Origin of the sequence: Arenibacter algicola (assembly GCF_018860365.1) — a bacterium.
GTDB classification, from domain to species: Bacteria; Bacteroidota; Bacteroidia; order Flavobacteriales; family Flavobacteriaceae; genus Arenibacter; species Arenibacter algicola_B.
Genome location: NZ_JAHKPO010000014.1, coordinates 275,126 through 297,574, shown reverse-complemented (window position 1 = coordinate 297,574; position 22,449 = coordinate 275,126). Strand labels below are relative to the sequence as shown.

Below are 22,449 nucleotides of genomic sequence, written 5' to 3'. Positions count from 1 at the left end.
ATGATATTCATTGTCCAATCCAATTATTAAAATACTAATTTACCTTCTTGTGCTATTTTTTGATTTTTAAATGGGAAATTGCAATCCTTAAGTTCAAATCGAATTAATTGGGAGAATGAGTAAAAGGGCATTGGTAAAATATTTGTCGGAATTAAAAAAAAAGGAACTGGAAGAACAATTGATTGATCTATATCACAGATTTCCGGTAGTAAAGGAATATTACGATTTTGTTTTCAATCCTAAGGAAGATAAACTGGTGCAGGATGCGAAAATAAAGATCTCCAATGAATATTTTCCGTTAAAAAGAAAAAGGCCCAAGGCCAGAAGGTCCGTAGCCCAAAAATACATAAAGCACTTTGTGAAATTGGGGGTAGACCCGCATTTAACAGCCGATCTAATGTTGTACAATCTGGAAGTGGCACAATCTTTTTCCCTAGAAAAAAATGTCCCTGAGGCGTTCTACAAGAGCATGGGTAACTCCTTTAAAGAACTGGTCCAATTTATTTCCGTGAATGCCTTATTAGGCGATTTTAAGGACAGAATTGTTGCCTGTTATATATTTACCCAGGATCACCATTGGCCCAACAGGGAGGACTTCTCAAAGTCCTTGGATATTATAGACTAAGCAAATGCGAGCACCTTTTTCACTTATTTAAACGTATTTGTTATCCCCTGACCTAGGGAATTCTCCTCTTAAATGCACCCCATGAACAATTTCAATTTCATGTTTTTAACTTATAAATTTGAAACCGGCATAAAAAACTCTTAATTTTGTAAGGTTTGATTTTTCTTAATTTTAAAAAATTTCATTTCCCGTTTGGAGCTACCTAAAGAAAGTACAGAAAAGACCCTTTATGATTATCAAGAGGAAGACCTGAATACCATTTTTAAGTGTTTGGAGGAATCCCCTGACGATATGAACCTTTTATACCAATTACCTACAGGCGGAGGTAAAACGGTTGTTTTCTCGGAAATTGCCAAAAGATATATTCATAAAACCAATAAAAAGGTAGTAGTTCTTACCCATAGAATTGAATTGAGCAGCCAAACCTCCAAAATGTTGAAGGGATTTGGCGTTAAAAACAAAATTATCAATAGCGAAGTAAAGGAGTTACAGGACCAGGACCAATACATGTGTTTTGTAGCCATGGTAGAAACCCTTAACAATAGGCTTCAGGATGATAAGGTAAAGATCAATGATATTGGACTTGTCATCATTGATGAAGCACATTATAATTCCTTTAGAAAATTATTCAAATATTTTAAAAAGTCCATTATCCTTGGGGTTACCGCAACGCCCTTGAGCTCTAATATAAAACTCCCGATGAAGGACCACTATCAGAAGTTGATCGTGGGAGAATCCATATCATCGCTCATTGAAAAGAATTTTTTGGCCAAGGCCAATATGTACAATTACGACGTAAGCCTTAAAAGTTTGAAGTTAGGCATAAGCGGAGATTATACGGTAAAATCATCGGATGAGTTATATGGCAACCAGAATATGCTTACCAAATTGGTAAATGCCTATGAAGAGATTGCGAAAGGTACCAAAACCCTTATTTTCAATAATGGTATCAATACGTCTTTATACGTTTTGGACACCTTTAAAAAGGCAGGGTACAACATTCGGCACTTAGATAATAAGAACAGTGCTTCCGAGCGAAAGGAAATTTTAAAATGGTTTTCAAAAACCCCTGATGCCATACTCACCTCTGTAAGTATATTGACCACCGGATTTGACGAACCCACAGTGGAAACCATTATTTTAAATAGGGCTACCAAATCCTTGACCCTTTATTTTCAGATGATAGGAAGGGGTTCCAGGATATTGCCCAATAAGAGTGAGTTTACAGTGGTAGATCTAGGGAACAATGTAGCCCGATTTGGACTTTGGAACGCTCCCATAGATTGGCAGGAAATTTTTCATTTCCCTGATTTCTTTTTGGAAAGCATAAAAAATGATGAAGAAATAGAGCGGGAATTTGTGTACGAGATGCCGGCCGACCTGAAGGCGCTATTCAGCAAGTCCAAAAATATCGAATTTGACATCAAGGCAGAGTACAAAAAAGTTTTTGCCCAGGGACTTAAATCCAAAACCGTACTGGAGAACAGTATTGAACAGCATGCCACCATATGCGTAGAAAATAGTGACGATGTATTTGACGCCCGTATCCTGGCCAAAAAATTAAAGGAAGAGATCGCTTATCGCGTACGCCAGTATTCCTATTGTATAATGAACAATACCAAAAACTACAAGGAATGGTTGGAGGAAGATTATGAGCGGAAACTACGTTCCAAAATTTCCCAGAAATTCGCCAAGCGTTTATAGAACAAATGTTCCCGCAAATGGACAAAAAAATGTTGATCATTGGCTATGTATGGCCAGAGCCCAATACAACGGCTGCTGGTGGAAGAATGCTGCAATTGATCCACTTCTTTTTGGAACAGGAATACCAGATAACCTTTGCGAGTACTGCGGCAGAAAGTGAATATTCCTATGACCTGTCGAGCATTGGGGTAAGTAAACAACCCATTTTACTCAATCAATCCAGTTTTGATACTTTTTTAAAGGATTTAGATCCGGACATTGTAGTCTTTGATCGTTTTATGACCGAAGAACAATTTGGATGGCGTGTTGTGAAAAATACTCCAAATGCCCTGCGTATTTTGGATACCGAAGATTTACACTCGCTTAGGATTGCCAGACAATTGGCGTACAAAAAAGCCATTCCCTTTACGGAACAATTTTGGTTGGACCAGGACCAGACAAAAAGGGAAATGGCCAGTATTTACAGATGCGATCTTAGTTTGATCATTTCCCTACATGAAATGGAGCTTCTGACCAAGACCATTAAAATAGATAAAAGCTTACTATTGCACTTACCCATGATGTATGATGCAATAAATGGGGAAGAACAGAATAGTTGGCTCCATTTTGAACAGAAAAAGGATTTTGTCTGTATCGGCAATGGGAAACATGCACCCAATATAGACGCAGTGCAGACCCTTAAAAAAGAGATTTGGCCATTGATCCGTAAGGAATTGCCCCTTGCCAACTTATTTATCTACGGAGCTTATATGCCAGAAAGCATTAAACAATTGAACAGTCCAAAACAAGGGTTTCACATTATGGGACATGCCAATGATGCGCGTGAGGTTATATCCCATGCCAGATTGAATCTTGCGCCCATTAACTTTGGGGCGGGAATAAAAGGCAAACTGCTCAGTGGCATGGTATGCGGCACTCCCAGTATTACGACGAAAATTGGCGCAGAAGGCATCTGCGAAAACTTACCCTGGAACGGAATTATTGCCAATGATGCGGAGACTTTTGCAAAGGCCGCCGTTCTCCTTTATCAAAATGAAGATGAGTGGTCCATTGCCAGACAGAATGGAACAGCCATTATTAATAGTATTTACAACAAGGCTGTTTTGCAACAAAGATTAAAGAATAAAATAGAGCTACTTGCCAAGAATTTAGAAGGGCACAGATCCTGTAATTTTATAGGCAGCATGCTCTTGCACCATACCTTGGCCAGCACCAAATTTATGTCCAAATGGATCGAGGAAAAAAACAGCAATCCATAATTGGAAAAAAACATTGGTCGAAGTTTACCAAAATAAAGAGTATTATCTTTGATAACTGTTAAACCATTTTTGAAATGCAGAAAAAAATTGATTGGAAAGTAGCTAAGGAATTTGAGGATATCACCTACAAGAAATGTGGTGGCGTTGCTAGAATTGCCTTTAACAGGCCCAACGTTAGAAATGCCTTTAGGCCCAAGACCACAAGTGAACTATACCAGGCGTTTTATGACGCCCAGGAGGATACCAGCATAGGAGTGGTTTTACTTTCTGCCGAAGGTCCGTCTACGAAGGATGGAGTATATTCCTTTTGCAGTGGTGGCGATCAAAAGGCCAGAGGGCATAAGGGCTATGTAGGGGAAGACGGAATGCACCGCTTAAATATTTTGGAAGTACAGCGCCTAATCAGGTTTATGCCAAAAGTGGTGATTGCAGTGGTACCCGGATGGGCCGTTGGGGGAGGCCATAGTTTGCATGTGGTCTGCGATCTAACCTTGGCCAGTAAGGAACACGCCATCTTTAAACAAACGGATGCCGACGTAACCAGTTTTGATGGTGGATACGGGTCTGCCTACCTGGCCAAGATGGTGGGACAAAAAAAGGCGAGGGAGATATTTTTCCTCGGCAGGAATTATTCTGCCCAGGATGCACTGGAAATGGGAATGGTAAATGCAGTTATTCCCCATGAGGAACTGGAAGATACAGCTTATGATTGGGCCCAGGAAATACTTGAAAAATCGCCAACCTCCATTAAGATGCTAAAGTTCGCCATGAACCTTACGGACGACGGTATGGTAGGACAACAGGTATTTGCGGGTGAAGCAACAAGATTGGCCTATATGACGGAGGAAGCAAAGGAAGGAAGGAATGCCTTTTTAGAAAAGCGAAAACCAAATTTTGGCAAGAACAATTGGATTCCTTAACTATTTATACTTTATAGTTTCCAAAACCTTAGAAACTAAAAAGAGCCTTGTCTTTTGGATCAAGGCTCTTTTACGAGAACACTATATGAAAATGAAAAAATTATTACTTCGTTTTTATTACACTGCTAAAGTAGGGTAGAAGGCCTTATTGGGAAAACTATTGTTGTGAAGTGATCAAAAGTTGTGGTTAGGCTAGGAAAACTTGTTATGTACCAATTACAGAGAATTAAAATTGGAATAGTTAATACAAAAATATGGCATTTAAAAAAATACAGGAACAGTTAAGAGAAGTGTTGGAAGTACAAGGAATAAAAGATCCGCTTCCATTTCAAAAGGCAATCCTTTCAAAAATAAAAGGGGGGTCAAGTGTTTTTGGTATAGCCCCTGAAGGTGCCGGTAAAACTACCTCCATTATAATTAGTACGCTTCAAAAATTAAATTGTGCTGCCTTTGAAGAGGCTCCAAGAGCCTTGATCTTCGTTAAGGACAAAGAAGCGGCATTGGCCCTTCAAAGTGAATTTGAACGCTTTACAAGAAGAATGGATCTGCGCATTTACCCAGTTTATGAAGAACACAATATAGAAGCCCAGAGAAATGAAATTTTCGAGGGAGTGGATATTGTTATTGCCACACCAAAAAGATTGAGCAAGATCTTTTACCTCAACGGTATCAATCTAGGGAAACTAAAGTTATTTATTGTGGACGACGCTGAATTCTTGTCCAAAGCCAGCCCTTTTTCCGATGTTATCCGAATCCCTGAGAGCTTGGACAGGTGTCAGTATGCCATTTTTTCCACAAAGTTCGATCACCGCATGGAGCGGATGCAGGAATTGTTTATGGCCAATGCACAGATAGTTGAAGTAGGGGAGTGATCCAATGTAACAATGTATTAGTACAACAATTGTTCCATATTTAATAGCAATCCAAAAAGGCCTGTAACTAAAAAGAGCCTTATCCTTTGGGACAAAGCTCTTTTACGAGAACACTATATGAAAATGAAAAAATTATTAATTCGTTTTTTATTACACTGCTAAAGTATAATGCTTGTACAGTTGTAAGAAATTAATGTTGGGAAATAGGTCATTTATGTGGTGAAAGGGGCAAATTGTGATATTTTGAAAAATTACCGACTTCAAAAAACAGGGTTCTACTGCTTTAAATGGATACCAATAAATCAAATTTTAGCTGGTAATAGATTCCTAAATACATGGATTGGGCCTCATTCCAAATCCTTGTAGCCATAATGACCGTATTGAAAATCCGCCAAATAATTCAACTTTACCAAAGGTTTTATAATTACAAGCAAACACTTTTTACTATCTTTAATACTCGCTATTTCCCGATTGGATTTCATCATAACAGGTTGATTTATCAAACAAGTATGAAAAATTGGTTGACGTTTTTAGTTTTATTGTTTGTATTACCATTTCACTCCCAAACTTCTGAAAATACAATTTCGGGAAGGGTGACCGATGTATGGGAAACTCCCATTCCAAATGTAAATATTTTGCTAAAAGGTACTCAACGTGGAACACAAACAGATGAAGGAGGATGGTTCTCCCTAAATGCACAAGCCAATGAAGTCTTAATATTCTCTTCCCTAGGATATGGTAGTTATGAACTTGTTGTTACCCAAACTGAAGAGATACTGAAAATTGTCTTATCACCAATGGCAACTGAGTTGGATGAAGTAACCTTAAAGAAAAGGAAACGAAAAACCCAAAAAGACATTTTGGCCGAATTCCCCGAAAACACAAATCTGGTAAAGACCTCAAGAGGTGTTTTAAACAAAGACCGTTCTTCATCATCTTTTCAGGTTATCAGCGGTAAGGATTTGGTGGCAACAGGACCTGATTTTTTAACTTCTTTGTTAACCTATAGCCCTAGTATGAGGGTTGTGCGAGTGCCTGAGGTAAGGGTTTATTTGCGTAGAATAGCTTATTCCATGTATGATTCCGTCAGGGCACCTCCGAAGGCCATTTTTGATGTGGACGGATTCATCCATGAAACCGCACCTACGTATCTATCATCACATGATATAGACCGTATTGCAATTCTGGAGCGTAATGCTGCGATTTCGAGATATGGGCCAATGGGAGTTGGAGGGGTTATTGTAATCAATACCAAGGCCACTACCCAAGTGGACTACAGTGAACTTGATAAAAAGTATGATAATTCCGCTTTAAGGGACAGTCTAAATGAATTGTTTATAGACCAAAGTAGGAATGTGCCAATACCACCTGATTAAATGGAAGCTTTTTGGAAGATTTCCTCATAAATTAGTAAGTGCTTATTTTAACGAAGCAAAATTGTCAATATTTAATTTTGTTTTTATCCGGTTGTTCCATTTAACCAAACCTTCATAGTCACTACCATTACGTGTTTCCTTTTCCATTTTTTTCACTTCTGTTGAAGCTCCCTTGTACATTTCATCATAAATTAATTTTGCCTTATCAAAGGTCGTATTCTCCGTAATCCGGGAAGCGGCCAATTGTCTATAAACCTCATAAATATCAAAAATGATATTGAAATAGACCAGCTTATTTTTTGTACGCTCATAGCTGAATTGAGAGGAATCTATATCCAACAGAGTTCGGCTCACTATTTTTGTAATCCCATTTTCACCTTTATAACTATCCACCATATAACAGATATTGATATTGTCTTTGTCATTTCGGAAAGTCTTAGTTTGCAGATGTTGAAACGGTGTATCGTAGGCTTTGCCAGTTAACTCCCTTAATCCTCGATTATAACCCATTGTGTCGCTCTCATATTCTTCGGTAGTTAAACTATGTAAATGTCCCCAATTAAGCCTACGACCTTGCAACCATGAAAGCACCGTAGGTCTTGTAAATTTTAGATCATCCAATGGGATGTAATTATTAAAATTAATCAGGAATCCATTTTTTTTCATGAAGTCCATCGACTTATTTTCATTGATACTTTTGGGAAATTGGTAGTTGGTCTCCCAAAAATCATCGGATGCCTGCAAGGCAATCATTTTGTCATAATCATTGTTAAAAGGGATTGTCTTTGTAAAATAGGGATCTTCAAAAAATGTGTCATAATCAAAGAAATATAAAAAAGTGCGGGAATCAATGATTTCCGAAACATAATTGGATCTGTAACCCATCTGAAAGTTAAGTTCCACATACTGGATCTTTTCAGGATCAATAGGGTTAAAAACAATGGCGAGCTGAATTTCCTTTGGGGTCAGCACCACATCTGGGTTGATGGAAGCCAATGCATTTGTTATAGGATCAACAGCCAAAAGTTCTATTTTTTTGATCATCAACAATTCAGGGTCTACTAACATTTTACCATTAAACAATCTACCATTTGCTACTTTGGGGGAAAACGAAATGGATACTTCCTCCTTGCTACAGCTGATGCAATCATCAATTTTTACATCGTATATTCTTTCAATCGCATTAAAGCTCAAATTCCCTGGATAATCGGGCAATATTTGTTTGGAGGCCCCAAAAAGTTGAAAGTCACTCAAAATTTTGGTATTGTCCAGACTATAGAAGGGGAATGATCTGTTTTGGCCAAACCGACCACTTTTGACCCTAAGGTCCAAGATTCCCTCTGCTAAATTTTGCTCGCCGTTGTAGAAGCCCTCTACATGCTCTATCGGAATATTTCTTGTGGAGGAAATCATGGTTAAAAAGGCCTTGCTGACCGTTGTATTTGTGCTCTTTCGGTACACTTCTATTATCCTGGCCAATAGCTTATATGGGTACACCTCGTCTTTGCCGGCAGTCAGCACAACTTCGTCCAAAACGGAAACATCCATTTCCAATTTAAGTTTGAATTCCTTCTCAAAATAGGATACTACTGTTTTTATCGTTTTAAACCCTAAGTGCCTTACTTCTATAGAATCTTTAGAGAAAATACTATCTACTGCAAACTTTCCATCCTCATTTGTTATAGTAGAATGTGCCTTAGTGCCGTAAATCCTTATAGTACAATAGGGTAGTGGATCATCGGACATCCCATCGTAAATAAAGCCTTCTATTTTAGACTGCGCCAAACTTGTTGTACCAGTAATAATTATCAAAAGGAAAATGATTTTTTTCATACCGCCTATTTCTTCCTTAAAAGAATTCTCACCCTAAGTTAATCGTTTTATTTTTAATACGTTACGTGATTGGAGGTTTCTTACTTCTCCTTTTTTAAAAGGAATTTGCACTAATTTTTGTTATGATGAATGTAACTCTAATTACCTTATTCGAAATAAATTAATAGTATAAAACGACCACACTGCTATGAGATAAAATTATAGATTCCATGAAAGTACCGGATGGTTTCAACCTAATAATTGCCACTCAAACGGTAAATCGTCTACTTTAATGGACCGATAATATCTAAGTTTTGAAAGTGATTATCAAAGATTCCACTTATTCCTAAATAAAGGGTTAAATTTATTCCTCTCAAGTTTCTAATTTGGGAATGAAATGTATATAAGTGAATATTGTGTTTCAAAAAGAAAATACAGGAATAAAGTATGCATCGGCCCCATAAAAGGCTAGTGCCAACCATTTAGTTGGTTTACAGGTATATGGTATTAATAGGACCAGCTTGGATCCGCACTTAAATTATTCAGATATATGGAAGATTTCGAATTATTTGAACCTAAGAGTTGGCTGGAACTACAAGCATATTTATTCAATGAAAAAGACGATAAGATCGATAGGTTTCGTTCTCCGTATGCCTACAGAGGCGTCTATAATGCCCAATTTGGATTAGAGACCAGTCTGCAAAGATTGGGAAGAATACCTTCTAAAGTTGAAGGTACTATGATCAGAAACTTTAAGAAGTACTCGCCTATCAACACCTTGATCGATGATTACAACAACCTTTGGAACTGGATCTCCTTGGGACAACACCACGGACTTCCAACAAGGCTAATTGACTGGACCCACTCTCCAAATGTTGCATTACATTTTTTAACAGAGGATATGGGCACTTATCATTTGGATGGAGCCATCTGGATGGTAAATTATGTAGCGTTAAGAGAGCATCTACCGGATGAGCTCAAAACCCCCATTTTAAGCAAGGATATTTTCTATTTTAGTTCAATGGAGCTTAAACAAACCATAGGTAATTCCATAGAGGAACTATATGATTTTTCAAGTCGGAACGCCAATACAATGATATTTTTCGAGCCACCTTCCCTTGATGATCGTATAATTAACCAATTTGCACTTTTTTCGTTCATGCTAGATCCAGATTCCAGTCCATTGGAATGGCTTAAAAACCATCCCAAATATTTAAAAAAGGTCATTATTCCATCAGGATTAAAGTGGGAAATAAGGGATAAGTTAGATCAGGCAAACATTAATGAAAGAATAATTTATCCCGGCTTGGAGGGAATTTCCAAATGGCTAAAAAGATGGTATAGCGATAAAAACAAAATCAAGTAATTTTTAACTACTTAGTACCAAACCCTCTATATTATGGGTTTATTAAACTAAAAAATTGAAGTGAATAATTTTATAAGCAAATTGAGTGCTAAGGGCAGGCAACTAATACTATGGTCAGTTTTGCCTGGAATTCTTTTTACTTTGGTTACCTGCAAGGAAAAAGTTGTGGATGACGGTTATATCTGGAAAAGACTTAGGGTAACGGCCACCGCATATAATTCCTTTCCCTCACAAACCTCCAAAATCCATCCGGGAATTACCGCCTGGGGCGATTCCTTACAACCGGGTATGAAAATAATTGCCGTGTCCAAAGACCTGATTCCCTTGGGATTGGATTACAATACCCAAGTAAAAATTAAAGGGGATACCAGTATTTATCTGGTGAAGGATAAAATGCATTCCAAATGGAAAAATAGGATCGACATCTATATGGGGGAGGACAAGGAGAAAGCTTTGAAATGGGGACGTAAAAAAATAACTATCCACTATAGAGTAAAAAGGGATTCCACGGAAACAAAATGATATTGTATCTTTATCTCCTAAGTTTATATGCTAAAAAAACAATGAAGAAGATAGTTCTTTTGGGTTCCCTTTTTATGACCATTTCATGCTCCATACAACGTGAAATAATTGACAAACCCATTATTTTTGACGAAGAGCGAAAAGATCTCACATTGAAATATATGTCGGAACATTACGGCCTTATCCAAGACGAACCCCTTATAGTGCCCAAGATGGTGGTATTGCACTGGACCGTAATCCCTACCCTTGAAAAATCGTACCAAGCCTTTGAGTTGCCTTCTTTGCCAGATTGGAGGCCTGAGATTAGCTCGGCCAGTGGTTTAAATGTATCTTCCCAATTTCTTGTAGATCAAGACGGTACAATTTATAGGTTAATGCCGGAAACCACTATGGCCAGACACGTAATAGGTCTAAACCATTGCGCCATTGGTATTGAAAATGTTGGAGGAACCGGGGATACCAAACTCACCAGGGCACAATTAAGATCCAATAAATGGTTGGTAAAATATTTAAAATCCAAATACGATATAGATTACTTGATAGGTCACTATGAATATACCCTTTTTGAAGATCACGAATTGTGGCTGGAGAAAGATCAGGGTTATAGGACCGTAAAGACCGACCCCGGTGAAAAATTTTTAAAAAGAGTAAAAAGAGCTACCAAAAAACTTAATTTTAAACCTACACCAGTTACAAAATAACAATATGACATCACATAAATTAACCCTTATCATTTGTTTACTAATGGTATTTTCGGGCTTTGGGCAGGAAAAGGATTTTACTTCCAACTTGTACTCGACCTACGGAAAATACAAAGAGGCTACTCTGGATAAAAGAAGAATAAAACATACTGATATTCAGCCACTTATTAATAAATTATCTACCAACCCCAAGTTTAAGGTAACGGTTGTTGGTAAATCCATCGAAGGGCGTAACCTTTCCCTAATAAGTATTGGAACAGGTGCTACCGATGTTTTTCTATGGTCACAAATGCACGGGGACGAGCCCACGGCCACCCAAGCTATATTTGATATTTTCAATTTTTTAACCAGTGGCGATTTCAAAAACGAAAAGGAAAACATTTTAAAGAATTTAAAGTTGCACTTCTTGCCTATGCTCAATCCGGATGGGGCAGAAGTATATCAGAGAAGAAATACCTTGGGAATAGATATCAATAGGGATGCGCTTTCCTTACAATCTCCCGAGGGAAGGACCTTAAAAAGGGTAAGGGACAGTTTGGATGCGGATTTCGGTTTTAATCTTCACGACCAGAGCACTTATTACAACGCGGAAAGAACAGATAAGCCCGCCACCATCTCCTATTTGGCACCGGCCTTTAATTATGAAAAGGATATCAATGAAGTGCGCGCCAATGCTATGAAGGTTATCGTTTATATGAATCAAATAATTCAGAAATATGCCCCAGGACAGGTAGGGCGCTATAATGACGATTTTGAGCCCAGGGCCTTTGGCGACAACATTCAAAAATGGGGCACAAGTGCCATTTTAATAGAATCTGGCGGTTATAAAAGTGATCCGGAAAAACAGGAAATTAGAAAATTGAATTATGTTTCCATTCTATCCGCCATATATAGTATCGCCAAAGGCAACTATAAAAACATTCCAATTTCGGACTACGATAAAATCCCCGAAAATGATCGAAAACTTTTCGATCTAAAACTCAACAACCTCACATACAACTTGTTGGGCAAGAATTATACTTTGGATGTAGGCATACACCAATTGGAAGTTGATGACCCCTCACATAGCACGTATTATAACAGCAGCAGGGTAGTGGACCAGGGTGACCTATCCACCTACTATGGTTATGAAACCTTGGAAGGAAAAGGATACTCTATGGTAGGTGGAAAGGTATACCCAAAAATCCTACCTTCTATAAAAGAAGTGTCACAATTGAAGGCTTTGGATCTTCTAAGATCGGGCTTCACCTACGTTCGGGTGGAGAACATTCCTAAGAGCGAAAATTATGTATCCTTTCCTATTAACGTTATTGGAAAGGACTATAAGGTTCCGGAATTTAAAATGAGGGTAGGTGTCATTCCTAACTTTATTTTGGAAGATAAGGGCAAACCACGTTATGCCGTTATCAATGGATTTCTGATCGACCTAAAGTCGGGGGAAGGGAATTTTAAAAATGCATTGATCTTGCGATAGGATTAATATCCAAAAGAAATACGCATGTTATCCCCATAGGCAAGTATCCAGTAGAGCATTATAAAAAGTATGCTTACAATACAGGTGAAAATAGTTATGGCAAGGCCCTTAAACCCAGTGGATAGCTCACTGATAGCGCTATACTTAAAGATGTCGTTGATTACAACCATGATATTCTTTTTTTAAGTGATACAAAATTTAGTTTTTAGCATACATTATGAACATAGGTTGATAAGGGTTGTTATAAGTAAAACAATTATCTAGCCAAAAACCCTACCTTCCGCTGTATTTTTTTTCGATTTAACTTCTTGGAAGGCCTACACATCCCTATTTTATCTGGAAACCTTATATGGGACAGATTATTTCTTGGTTAATTTAACCTTATGTAACAATTTCCACTGAAGAAATTACTTAGTTTTGGTTAAATTGGTCTAGCCCATTTTAATTCTGTAAAAAAAATTAAATGGCAATACCGTTTTGAACACCGCAAATTTTAATATCGATAGTCTTATAAATCAATTTCAATGCTTAAATCCAATCGCTTTTTTTTAATGCTGTTTTTACTGTCCCTTCAAATCGTATTGGGACAGAAAACAAATTCGTTTAAAATACATTCCCATAATGATTATCTGCAAACTGCACCGTTTTGGGATGCCTATGCACATGGGGCAAACTCCATTGAGGTAGATGTATTTCTAAAAAATGGCACCTTATATGCCACCCATGACGAGGTAGATATTATTCCAAGCCATACCATTGAAAGCCTGTATTTGGAACCATTGAAAAAGGTGATGGAATTACAATTGGGGAAGGGCCAGGAATTGCAACTTCTAATAGATATCAAATCGGAAACCTACGCGACCCTGGCGAAGATAGTGACTGTTTTGGAAAAATATCCCAGCATTATCCAGAATCCCAATATCACCATGGTGATATCCGGAAATAGACCTAAGCCGGAAGAATACAAGAATTATCCGAAGTTTACAATGTTCGACTATCAGAGTTTGGACGATATCCCAAAGGGGGATGCTTGGGAAAAAGTAGCGTTGATAAGCCTTCCTTTTTATAAGTTTTCAAGATGGAACGGAAAAGGAAGATTAACTGCCGAGGATCTGCAAAGGGTAAAATCGACCATAGACAAAGCCCACTCCTATAACAGACCCTTCCGTTTTTGGGCCACCCCGGACTCCAAGACCGCATGGAAAGCCTTGCATGATCTTGGAGTGGACTATATAAATACGGATATGGCGGACAAAGCATCGGTATATTTGCAAACATTGGGGAGTAGGGTATATTACAACAAGGCCAAATCCAATGTATACAAGCCTACCTACAAGTCCGACCAAACTGAAAAGGCTGTTAAAAATGTAATATTGCTCATTGGCGATGGCAATGGACTCACCCAAATTTCTTCCTCGGTTTTGGCCAATGGCGGTAGCCTTACCCTGACCCAGTTGAAAAGTATAGGCTTTATTAAAACCCAGTCCTCGGACGATTTTACAACCGATTCGGCTGCTGCAGGCACTGCTTTGGCCACTGGGACAAAAACCTACAACAGGTCTATTGGAATGGCCTCTAATGGGCAACCCCTTGTAAATATTACCGAATTGCTGGATCAACATCAATTTGTGACCGGCTGTATCACCACCGATAAAATTGTGGGAGCTACCCCAAGTTCTTTCTATGCCCACCAAAAAGACAGGGACGATATTGATGGTATTGCCAAAGATCTACTGAAGAGTAAGCTCTCACTGTTTGTTGGGGGAGGGGAATCCAGTTTTAACACAGCGGATTTTCAAGGGAACAGTTTTTCAATTTTAAAGGAGGTTGATGAACTGGGAGCCAGCAAGAAAGACAAAATAGGATTGTTCATTGCGGAGAATGACGTTCCCAGTTTTTTGGAGGGCAGGGGTAATTTACTGGCCGAAGCCACTAAAAATGGGCTTCAATTCTTAAGCGCCAAGAAAAAACCATTTTTTTTAATGGTGGAAGCGGCACAAATAGACTCGTACGGACATAAGAACGAAGTAGCGGGTATAGTCACGGAGGGGATAGATTTTGACGTAGCCATAGCGGAGGCCATAAAATTCGCTGATAAAACAGGAAATACTTTGGTGGTCATAACAGCAGATCATGAAACCTCCGGATTTACCATGCCACAGGGGAATATGGAAATGAGCATGGTGGAGGGCGACTTCACAACCGATGACCATACTGCTACCATGGTTCCTATTTTTGCCTACGGACCCCATTCACAGGAGTTCCAAGGTGTTTATGAAAACAATGAGGTTTTTCATAAGATTTTAAAGGTGCTCAACATAAAGGAATCCCGGAAATAAAATAAGCTAATCTAAAATTCCCGAAACCCGCGGAATAAAAAAACCCCGATGCGTGCATCGGGGTTTTTAGTTAAAACAATAATTATAGTAATGGTAGTGTTTCTATAATGACTCGGCATCCAAAAGGGCAAAAAACTTATCCAAATTTGGAATAATTACAATTCTGGTACGTCTGTTTATGGCCATATTCTCCTTGCTATTGTTCTCAACCAAAGGTAAATAGCTACTTCTTCCCGCAGCGATCAGATTAGCAGGATCAACATTGTATTTGTTCTGCAAAAGACGAACTATGGATGTAGCTCTTTTAACACTTAGATCCCAGTTATCCTGAAACATTTCGGTGCTGATGGTTCTGGAATCGGTATGCCCTTCAACCATAACTTCCATGCTAGGCTCTGAGTTGATCACTTCAGCCAATTTGGCCAATATGGTGTTCGCTTTATTACTTACCCTGTAACTCCCGGAATTAAACAATAATTTATCCGAAATATTGATCATCACAACAGTTTTGTTGATATCTACAATAACATCATCGTCCTCATCAGAAATGGATTTCTTCAAATTGTAAGAAATGGCAAGGTTCATGGAATCTTCCAAGGTCTGGGCCTTGGCCAATTCACTGGGGTCTATTTTTGCCAAAGTAGCCCTCATTTTTTCTTTTGTATTGTTGCTCATTACAGCAACATCACCAATAGAAGTATATTGTGAATCATTTATTTCCTGTAGGGAATTTATTTTTTCATTGTATTCTGCAACCCTTGCCTCAATTTTGGAGACTTTGGATTCCAATTCCTCTTTCTCTACTTGGGTTTTTGTCAACATACTTTTGGTATTGGACAAGTCCCCTTCAAGGGCTACATATTTTTTCTTAGATACACAGGAGGCTAAAACTACCATTCCCATCAAACCAACTAACGTTACTTTTCTCATTTCTTTATTGTTAAAAATTTACAAATAGTTTTCTGTAAGGTTATACGGTCATTTAGCAGAAAAAGACGTTTCGCCCTGAATAAATTTTAACAAAAAAAAAGAGCATCAAATCAATTTGATGCTCTAATTGCATGATTTAAAGAAGTTTAACCAAGATTATTCACAACCTCCGGTAAACCCTTTTGCGTTAAATTTAGTTTGTACCGCACCCTGTCTGTTCCCTTCCTTCACTTGAATGGCAAGGTTATTTTCACCACTTCCATCACGTTTTGGACTACAGTATTCAAAAAGATAAAAACTATTGGCCTGCTCCGAAACCCTGAAGGAAATATCGTTAAATGTTGTTTCCAACTGCTCTTTATTCCCAGCAAACACGCTAAAGGTCTTTCCAATTTTCCCTAAAACATCGGTATCGATTTCAGCTCCCAACCCAATACTGAAGAAGGCAATGTTCTTATTGGCATTGTCCACCTTCTTCAAGGCTGCAGTTTGTGTATAACGGGAAGCCTGATCGGTACCATCGGTAAAGATAACCACCGAAGCAGCGCCAATACGGTCATTGGTAGTACTTGCTGCCAATAACTTTTCTGCCTTGTCCGTAGCTTTGATCACCGCACCGTATAGATCGGTAGAAGGATCTTTACTAATATTGGCATTAATCCCGTCAATAGAAGTTAAAAGTTGCTGTTTTACATGGGTCAATTCGTTTAGTACATGTAACTTATCCTCCCCATCAAACCAATAAATGGCCATTTTAAAGGATTCGGTATCAGATTCCGGCATAACATTGTTTACGAAACTTGCGGAAGCCGTTTTTAATTCTTCCATACTACTGCTCAGAACACTGTTACTTAAATCCAGCACCAAAATAGTGTTGTTATTAAAAATTTGTGAATTGGGGGAAATCCTGGCAAAGGATTCCGTAGTAGAAATGGTACTGAAACACTCATCATTTCTACCTTGCTCATAAATGGTAAACTGACTTGCCTTTAGTCCTGGGACCGGATCACCGTCCGTATCGGACACCTTGAAAAATATGGATACCTTCCCTGGCAGGGTGGTGTATTGATCCTGAATGGACAATACCAATTCGCCATCCCCTAAATTTAAACAGTCGTCCACCGGTTTTCCTAAACCTAGATCGCCGCCGCCATTTACGCCGAATTCCACATCGTCATCCGCATTTCCACAGGATACAAATAAGGCCATACTGAAACAGATAGCCACCAACTTAGTATATAATTTCATTTTCATAATTTTTAATGTTCACCTAGCAGAACGTTCAAAACTATTTAAAATTATAATTCAATTAAAAATTGGTGTTAATATTTGTTAAAGACTTTATTCACATTTTTTAGAGGCTTACATAGGAGGCGTTCTAAAATACATTAATAATGGTATTTATTATTGATGGGGGCTATCGCAACAAATTTATAGACTTGTTAAATTAGGCTGCCGTACTCCTATGCTGCATACCATTTTATATGCACTAAAAAACGTAAGAAAAAAATGAAAATTTTTACCCTTATGCACGACCAATGCTAAATTTTTGTATTTTACATATCCCTTCGGAAGATAATGCTTGGGCTTGTTATGAATATACACTACTGTGCAGATTATGAAGGCATGAGCCAAATGGCTTTTGATATCCTATTGACCAATTTAAAAGCAAAACCACAGCAATTGATCTGTACGGCTACAGGTAATTCGCCAGAAAGGCTTTATGAAAAATTGGCGGAATCCTACAAAGGCGCTCCTAAGATTTTTAAGGAAATAAAAATTATAAAACTGGATGAATGGGGAGGAACCAATGGAGATTATCCAAATACCAGCGATTATTATCTTCAAAAGAAACTCTTGGAACCTTTACAAATTTCAAAAAGCAATTATTTGTCTTTTGACAGTAGCCCAACGGATGCAAAAAAGGAATGCTATCGTATGGAAAATGAAATTCAGGAACACGGTCCAATAGATATCTGTATCCTTGGCCTGGGAAAGAATGGGCATTTAGGATTTAACGAACCTTCAAAAACCCTGTATCCTGATTGCCATATTGCAGATTTAAGTGAGTCTTCCTTAAAGCATCCCATGGCCAATAAAATGAAGACCAAACCCACATATGGCCTTACCTTGGGCATGGCCAATATTCTAAAATCAAAAAAAATTATTCTGCTGGTAACCGGACCGAGCAAGAAAAAAGCCATAAAAAAATTGTTGAGCAGGGAAATAACAACTTCCTTACCTGCATCCTTTTTATGGTTGCACCCTAATGTGGATTGCTTTTTGGATAGAAGTTCACTTTAGATCAAGTTAATTCTATGTATGCCAATTTCTTCCTAGAATTTATTGGTTAGACTCCAAAACAAAAGGAACTGATAGGAGGGAAGTACCTCCTTAACAAACTGTTAAAGTGACCCATCTTTTCCTTAAATTTGGTAACTTGTAGAGTATTAATTTTATCAACTTAAAAACATCAACTATGCCAAAATACGATATTAATGTAAACGGAGTTTCCAAAAGTGTAGATGTTGCGGAAGACACCCCATTATTATGGGTGCTACGTGATCATTTGGATTTGGTAGGAACAAAGTATGGTTGTGGTATCGCCCAATGTGGTGCCTGCACGGTTCATTTGAACGGCAACGCGGTAAGAAGTTGTTCTTTGCCTGTTGCTTCGGTAGCCGGACAGCATATTACTACCATTGAAGGACTCTCCGAAAATGGCGACCACCCTGTGCAACTAGCCTGGAAAGAAGTAGATGTTCCCCAATGCGGTTATTGTCAGGCCGGTCAAATAATGACCGCCTCCGCTTTCCTGGACAAAAATCCAGATCCAACATCGGAAGAAATAAAAACAGCCATGCACGGTAACATATGCAGATGTGCTTCCTACACTAGAATTCATAGGGCTGTGGAAATTGCCGCTACCAAAATAGGGTAGGTCTATTCCTTTTGGGAAATATAGGCTACACTATTTACTTACCTCAAAAAATTAAATCCTCGGAATATTGAGGACTAAAAAACTAAAAAAATTATGTCGACATCATCAATAACATTTAACAGACGGGCGTTCATTAGAACATCATCACTAGCTAGTGGCGGACTCCTCATAGGCTTTAATCTTTTTACAGCCTGTAAACCTAAGGTGCAACCCCCAGTAGATATTTCCAAATTAAATTTTAATGATTTCAATGCCTTTATAAAAATTGCCGATAATGGTGCAGTAACCATTTTTTCACCCAATCCTGAAATAGGGCAGGGTGTTAAAACGGCCATGCCCATGTTGATTGCAGAAGAATTGGACGTAGCTTGGAACAATGTATATGTGCAACAGGGAATTTTGGACACCGAGAATTATACCCGCCAGCTTGCCGGAGGAAGTCAGTCTATCCGACTAGGATGGGAGCCTTTGCGACAAACTGGGGCTACGGCCAGACAAATGCTGGTTAATGCCGCTGCCGCCAAATGGGGTGTAGATCCATCGGAATGCACTACCTCGGAAGGGGTAATCACCAATGCCAAAGGGGAAACTTTGGGTTATGGCGATGTGGTTAGGGAAGCCGCAGCCTTGGAGGTTCCGGAAAACGTAATACTTAAGGAACCCAAGGATTTTAAAGTTATCGGGACCGACGCACCCAATGTGGATATTGACAAAATAATTACCGGAAAACCACTTTTCGGTTTGGACTATAAAGTAGAGGGTATGGTATATGCCAGTGTCTTGCGACCTCCTGCCTTTGGTAAAGTATTGGACTCCTATGACGATGCCAAAGCCAAGGCTATGCCCGGTGTTTTGGATGTAATTAGAATAGGGGAGAAGGCCAAGGAACTCTCAAAAGAAGGGGTAGGCAACTGGACAGTAGCTATGGGCAAAAGTGATAAGGTGGTGGTCATAGCCAAAACTACTTGGGAGGCCATGAAAGCAAAAGAAGCCATATCCGCTACTTGGGTAGATAATACCAATATGGAAAGTACGGAATTTCAGGATAAGCAATTACTGGGTCTTTTGGATGGAAAGGAATTTAAGACCCTAAGAAAGGATGGGGATATCAAAAAAGCCTTTGCCAAGGCCGATAAAATATTGGAGCGCACCTATGAATCGCCCTTCCTGCCACATAACTGTATGGAACCTATGAATTTTTTCGCCAATATTACCGATGAAAAGATACATTTGGTTGGACCTGTACAGACACCCGAATTTGCTGCCACTGCTGTAGCTGGTATGTTGGGCAGGGATGTAAAGGACGTTCATTTGGAAATGACCCGTATGGGTGGAGGATTTGGAAGGCGATTGTACGGGGATTTTGTATACGAAGTTGCGGAAATTGCCGATGCCATAAAAAAACCGGTCAAGTTGGTGTTTTCCCGTGAAGATGACATGACTGCGGGTACCTATCGTCCAGCTATAAAATATAGAATTAAAGCGGCCATAAAGGATGGCCAGGTGACGGCCTACCATTTAAAGGAGGCAGCTATAGGTGGAAACATGTATGGATTAATACCTAATTTCTTCCCTGCCGGGGCCATAGAGAATTACCAGATAGATGTCGCCAATTATCAAAGTAATATTACCACTGGGGCGTGGAGGGCACCTTATACCAATTTCTTGGCTTTTGCCGAACAAAGTTTCTTTGATGAACTGGCGGAGACCATGGAAGTGGATCGCATTAAGTTACGTTTGGATTTATTGGAAAAAGTAAAAGGTACTACGGACGAGCGTATACAATACTCCCCTGAGCGCATGCAGAATGTTATAAAAGTAGCTGTGGACAAATCAGGTTGGGGCAAAAAAGAAGATGGAGTTTTCCAAGGTTTTGCCGCTTATTATTGCCATAATTCGCATGTAGCTGAAGTCGCCGATGTGGAAATTGAAAACGGAATGCCTATCGTAAAAAAAGTTACCTGCGTGGTAGATTGTGGTATAGTTGTAAATCCTTTGGGCGCCATAAACCAAATAGAAGGTGGCGTTATAGATGGAGTAGGCCATGCCATGTACGGTGATCTTACTTTTCTGGATGGTCAGCCCCAATCGCAGAACTATGATAAATACAGATTGATCCGGATGGGGGAAATTCCAGTGGTAGAATCCCATCTTATTCAAAATGACCTGGCACCAACGGGATTGGGCGAACCCACATTGCCTCCGGCAGGAGCAGCTGTGGCAAATGCCTTAAAAGCCGCTACGGGAAATAGATTTACCCAACAGCCGTTTTCCAAATTCCCGGAACTAATGCAAGTCCCGACTAAACCTATAATTGGATAAATATGACGATACTACTTTTTGGTGTTACAAAGGACATTATAGGTAGCTCAACATTGTCCATGCCCAGCTCCAGCGAATTTGGATCGAAAAAATCCAAGACCGTTAAAGAGCTTAAGGAGTACTTGGGCAAAATGTACCCTGAACTCAAAAAATTATCATCTTTGGCCGTTGCGGTAAACAATTCTTATGCAAATGATGATACCATAATCGATAATTTTGATGAAATTGCACTAATTCCACCAGTAAGCGGGGGATAAGTAAAAAACAAGAGGATTAATGCTGATAGACAATCACAATAGGAAAATAAATTATCTGCGGTTGGCGGTTACCGATCGCTGTAACCTGCGTTGCAACTATTGTATGCCCTCGGAAGGGATAAATTTTGCTGAAAAAGACTCCCTTTTTACCATTGAGGAACTCTGTAAATTGAGCGAAATTATGGTAGGGCAGGGGATAGACAAAATAAGGATTACCGGTGGGGAACCTTTTGTTAGAAAGGACCTAATGGTATTATTGCTCAAACTTTCGTCTTTAAAAGGTTTGAACGATATTTCCATTACTACCAATGCCACCTTGATAGGCCCCTATATTCAAGAATTAAAAACCTTGGGCATCAAAAACATCAATGTTAGCTTGGATGCCATTGACAAAAACACCTTTGAACGCATCACGAGACGTAATCAATATGATACTGTATATAATAATTTGGTGAAATTGATAACGGAAGGTTTCAACGTCCGCATCAACTTTATTGCCCTCGAAAATCAAAATACCCAAGACATAATACCCATTCTAGAGGTCATGAAACACTATCCGGTTTCTGTACGATTTTTGGAAGAAATGCCATTCAACGGTGGCTCCAAGTCCTTCAATACCATAACTTGGGATTATAAAAAAATACTGGGCCACATTCAATCGGAATATCCGGAAATAACAAAGCTGGAATCGCCCAAGACATCGACCTCCATAAATTATAAAATCAAAGGCCATAAAGGTACTTTTGGACTTATCCCTTCCTTTACCAGAACTTTCTGTGGGAGTTGTAATCGACTAAGAATATCGGCCACGGGCGATGTAATAACCTGCCTGTACGGCAAACCTAGAATGAATTTAAGGGAAGTAATGAGAGGAGACAATGTGGAATTCCAAATTAAAGAGCATATCCTTAAGGCCATTGGCAGCCGATCCAAAACTGGTTTTGAGGAACAGGAAAAATATGATGGAATCTTTGAAAATTCAATGACCTCCATAGGAGGATAATTCCACATATCCACTAACAGGGACAA

General features: G+C 38.9%; 21 protein-coding genes. 16 read left to right on the top strand and 5 right to left on the bottom strand.

What is annotated here, in order from left to right:
• Window positions 1-115: 115 nt before the first annotated feature.
• The 5 genes from KO529_RS12545 to KO529_RS12525 all read left to right on the top strand — a co-directional run bounded on the left by KO529_RS12545 (window position 116) and on the right by KO529_RS12525 (window position 5,380).
• Complete coding sequence (locus KO529_RS12545) at window positions 116-625, top strand: DUF6155 family protein (protein ID WP_215948223.1); 510 nt, start codon at window positions 116-118, stop codon at window positions 623-625.
• 192 nt (window positions 626-817) lie between these two features.
• Complete coding sequence (locus KO529_RS12540) at window positions 818-2,329, top strand: DEAD/DEAH box helicase (protein ID WP_215948222.1); 1,512 nt, start codon at window positions 818-820, stop codon at window positions 2,327-2,329.
• A gap of 17 nt (window positions 2,330-2,346) precedes the next feature.
• Window positions 2,347-3,588, top strand: a complete 1,242-nt coding sequence (locus KO529_RS12535; RefSeq protein ID WP_215948221.1) for a glycosyltransferase — start codon at window positions 2,347-2,349, stop codon at window positions 3,586-3,588.
• A gap of 74 nt (window positions 3,589-3,662) precedes the next feature.
• On the top strand, window positions 3,663-4,508 hold the full coding sequence (locus KO529_RS12530; protein WP_247095482.1) for a 1,4-dihydroxy-2-naphthoyl-CoA synthase: 846 nt from the start codon (window positions 3,663-3,665) through the stop codon (window positions 4,506-4,508).
• A 254-nt stretch (window positions 4,509-4,762) separates the two neighbouring features.
• Window positions 4,763-5,380 (top strand): DEAD/DEAH box helicase, encoded by a 618-nt coding sequence (locus KO529_RS12525; protein WP_215948220.1) that lies wholly within the window; start codon window positions 4,763-4,765, stop codon window positions 5,378-5,380.
• A 347-nt stretch (window positions 5,381-5,727) separates the two neighbouring features.
• Here KO529_RS12525 and KO529_RS12520 read toward each other — a convergent pair whose 3' ends face one another.
• Window positions 5,728-5,865 carry a hypothetical protein gene (locus tag KO529_RS12520; protein WP_215948219.1) on the bottom strand — a complete coding sequence of 46 codons (138 nt, stop codon included), beginning with the start codon at window positions 5,863-5,865 and terminating at the stop codon, window positions 5,728-5,730.
• Between the two features lie 24 nt (window positions 5,866-5,889).
• Between KO529_RS12520 and KO529_RS12515 the strand changes: the two genes are divergently transcribed.
• Entirely contained in the window at window positions 5,890-6,756 is an 867-nt protein-coding gene (locus tag KO529_RS12515; protein ID WP_215948218.1) for a carboxypeptidase-like regulatory domain-containing protein, read from the top strand.
• A gap of 42 nt (window positions 6,757-6,798) precedes the next feature.
• On the opposite strand, the gene KO529_RS12510 is transcribed toward KO529_RS12515, so the two are convergent.
• On the bottom strand, window positions 6,799-8,589 hold the full coding sequence (locus KO529_RS12510) for a carboxypeptidase-like regulatory domain-containing protein (RefSeq protein ID WP_215948217.1): 1,791 nt from the start codon (window positions 8,587-8,589) through the stop codon (window positions 6,799-6,801).
• Window positions 8,590-9,118: 529 nt separating this feature from the next.
• Between KO529_RS12510 and KO529_RS12505 the strand changes: the two genes are divergently transcribed.
• The 4 genes from KO529_RS12505 to KO529_RS12490 are packed head-to-tail and all read left to right on the top strand — an operon-like array spanning window position 9,119 to window position 12,631.
• On the top strand, window positions 9,119-9,934 hold the full coding sequence (locus tag KO529_RS12505) for an FRG domain-containing protein (protein WP_215948216.1): 816 nt from the start codon (window positions 9,119-9,121) through the stop codon (window positions 9,932-9,934).
• A gap of 60 nt (window positions 9,935-9,994) precedes the next feature.
• Complete coding sequence (locus KO529_RS12500) at window positions 9,995-10,456, top strand: 3D domain-containing protein (RefSeq protein WP_354667778.1); 462 nt, start codon at window positions 9,995-9,997, stop codon at window positions 10,454-10,456.
• A 41-nt stretch (window positions 10,457-10,497) separates the two neighbouring features.
• Complete coding sequence (locus KO529_RS12495) at window positions 10,498-11,157, top strand: peptidoglycan recognition protein family protein (RefSeq protein WP_215948215.1); 660 nt, start codon at window positions 10,498-10,500, stop codon at window positions 11,155-11,157.
• Between the two features lie 4 nt (window positions 11,158-11,161).
• On the top strand, window positions 11,162-12,631 hold the full coding sequence (locus KO529_RS12490; protein WP_215948214.1) for a M14 family metallopeptidase: 1,470 nt from the start codon (window positions 11,162-11,164) through the stop codon (window positions 12,629-12,631).
• Between the two features lie 2 nt (window positions 12,632-12,633).
• On the opposite strand, the gene KO529_RS12485 is transcribed toward KO529_RS12490, so the two are convergent.
• A complete protein-coding gene (locus KO529_RS12485; RefSeq protein ID WP_215948213.1) occupies window positions 12,634-12,801 on the bottom strand; it encodes a hypothetical protein in 168 nt (55 codons plus the stop codon).
• A gap of 354 nt (window positions 12,802-13,155) precedes the next feature.
• Between KO529_RS12485 and KO529_RS12480 the strand changes: the two genes are divergently transcribed.
• Window positions 13,156-14,970, top strand: a complete 1,815-nt coding sequence (locus tag KO529_RS12480) for an alkaline phosphatase (protein ID WP_252734388.1) — start codon at window positions 13,156-13,158, stop codon at window positions 14,968-14,970.
• Window positions 14,971-15,072: 102 nt separating this feature from the next.
• Here the strand turns inward: KO529_RS12480 and KO529_RS12475 are convergent, their stop codons facing one another.
• Complete coding sequence (locus KO529_RS12475) at window positions 15,073-15,900, bottom strand: OmpA/MotB family protein (protein ID WP_215948212.1); 828 nt, start codon at window positions 15,898-15,900, stop codon at window positions 15,073-15,075.
• 156 nt (window positions 15,901-16,056) lie between these two features.
• Window positions 16,057-17,148, bottom strand: coding sequence for a vWA domain-containing protein (locus KO529_RS12470; RefSeq protein WP_215948211.1), 1,092 nt, complete (start codon window positions 17,146-17,148; stop codon window positions 16,057-16,059).
• Window positions 17,149-17,493: 345 nt separating this feature from the next.
• Between KO529_RS12470 and KO529_RS12465 the strand changes: the two genes are divergently transcribed.
• From KO529_RS12465 to moaA, 5 genes are all read left to right on the top strand, one after another.
• Window positions 17,494-18,204: a galactosamine-6-phosphate isomerase gene (locus KO529_RS12465; protein WP_215948210.1), complete on the top strand. Its 711-nt coding sequence runs from the start codon at window positions 17,494-17,496 to the stop codon at window positions 18,202-18,204.
• Window positions 18,205-18,379: 175 nt separating this feature from the next.
• Entirely contained in the window at window positions 18,380-18,841 is a 462-nt protein-coding gene (locus tag KO529_RS12460; protein WP_215948209.1) for a (2Fe-2S)-binding protein, read from the top strand.
• Between the two features lie 93 nt (window positions 18,842-18,934).
• On the top strand, window positions 18,935-21,163 hold the full coding sequence (locus tag KO529_RS12455; protein WP_215948208.1) for a xanthine dehydrogenase family protein molybdopterin-binding subunit: 2,229 nt from the start codon (window positions 18,935-18,937) through the stop codon (window positions 21,161-21,163).
• A gap of 2 nt (window positions 21,164-21,165) precedes the next feature.
• Complete coding sequence (locus KO529_RS12450) at window positions 21,166-21,420, top strand: MoaD/ThiS family protein (protein WP_215948207.1); 255 nt, start codon at window positions 21,166-21,168, stop codon at window positions 21,418-21,420.
• A gap of 19 nt (window positions 21,421-21,439) precedes the next feature.
• The gene (gene moaA, locus KO529_RS12445) at window positions 21,440-22,423 is read left to right on the top strand and encodes a GTP 3',8-cyclase MoaA (protein WP_215948206.1); all 984 of its coding nucleotides are present in this window, start codon (window positions 21,440-21,442) and stop codon (window positions 22,421-22,423) included.
• Window positions 22,424-22,449: the final 26 nt, after the last annotated feature.

Excerpts from the sequence above, each read along its gene's own strand:
- KO529_RS12530 (WP_247095482.1), top strand. The coding sequence starts at position 3,663 with ATGCAGAAAAAAATTGATTGGAAAGTAGCTAAGGAATTTGAGGATATC.
- KO529_RS12475 (WP_215948212.1), bottom strand. The coding sequence starts at position 15,900 with ATGAGAAAAGTAACGTTAGTTGGTTTGATGGGAATGGTAGTTTTAGCC.
- KO529_RS12495 (WP_215948215.1), top strand. The coding sequence starts at position 10,498 with ATGAAGAAGATAGTTCTTTTGGGTTCCCTTTTTATGACCATTTCATGC.
- KO529_RS12505 (WP_215948216.1), top strand. The coding sequence starts at position 9,119 with ATGGAAGATTTCGAATTATTTGAACCTAAGAGTTGGCTGGAACTACAA.
- KO529_RS12480 (WP_252734388.1), top strand. The coding sequence starts at position 13,156 with ATGCTTAAATCCAATCGCTTTTTTTTAATGCTGTTTTTACTGTCCCTT.
- KO529_RS12490 (WP_215948214.1), top strand. The coding sequence starts at position 11,162 with ATGACATCACATAAATTAACCCTTATCATTTGTTTACTAATGGTATTT.
- KO529_RS12485 (WP_215948213.1), bottom strand. The coding sequence starts at position 12,801 with ATGGTTGTAATCAACGACATCTTTAAGTATAGCGCTATCAGTGAGCTA.
- moaA (WP_215948206.1), top strand. The coding sequence starts at position 21,440 with ATGCTGATAGACAATCACAATAGGAAAATAAATTATCTGCGGTTGGCG.
- KO529_RS12545 (WP_215948223.1), top strand. The coding sequence starts at position 116 with ATGAGTAAAAGGGCATTGGTAAAATATTTGTCGGAATTAAAAAAAAAG.
- KO529_RS12455 (WP_215948208.1), top strand. The coding sequence starts at position 18,935 with ATGTCGACATCATCAATAACATTTAACAGACGGGCGTTCATTAGAACA.
- KO529_RS12465 (WP_215948210.1), top strand. The coding sequence starts at position 17,494 with ATGAATATACACTACTGTGCAGATTATGAAGGCATGAGCCAAATGGCT.
- KO529_RS12460 (WP_215948209.1), top strand. The coding sequence starts at position 18,380 with ATGCCAAAATACGATATTAATGTAAACGGAGTTTCCAAAAGTGTAGAT.
- KO529_RS12525 (WP_215948220.1), top strand. The coding sequence starts at position 4,763 with ATGGCATTTAAAAAAATACAGGAACAGTTAAGAGAAGTGTTGGAAGTA.
- KO529_RS12450 (WP_215948207.1), top strand. The coding sequence starts at position 21,166 with ATGACGATACTACTTTTTGGTGTTACAAAGGACATTATAGGTAGCTCA.
- KO529_RS12535 (WP_215948221.1), top strand. The coding sequence starts at position 2,347 with ATGGACAAAAAAATGTTGATCATTGGCTATGTATGGCCAGAGCCCAAT.
- KO529_RS12510 (WP_215948217.1), bottom strand. The coding sequence starts at position 8,589 with ATGAAAAAAATCATTTTCCTTTTGATAATTATTACTGGTACAACAAGT.
- KO529_RS12470 (WP_215948211.1), bottom strand. The coding sequence starts at position 17,148 with ATGAAATTATATACTAAGTTGGTGGCTATCTGTTTCAGTATGGCCTTA.
- KO529_RS12515 (WP_215948218.1), top strand. The coding sequence starts at position 5,890 with ATGAAAAATTGGTTGACGTTTTTAGTTTTATTGTTTGTATTACCATTT.
- KO529_RS12520 (WP_215948219.1), bottom strand. The coding sequence starts at position 5,865 with ATGATGAAATCCAATCGGGAAATAGCGAGTATTAAAGATAGTAAAAAG.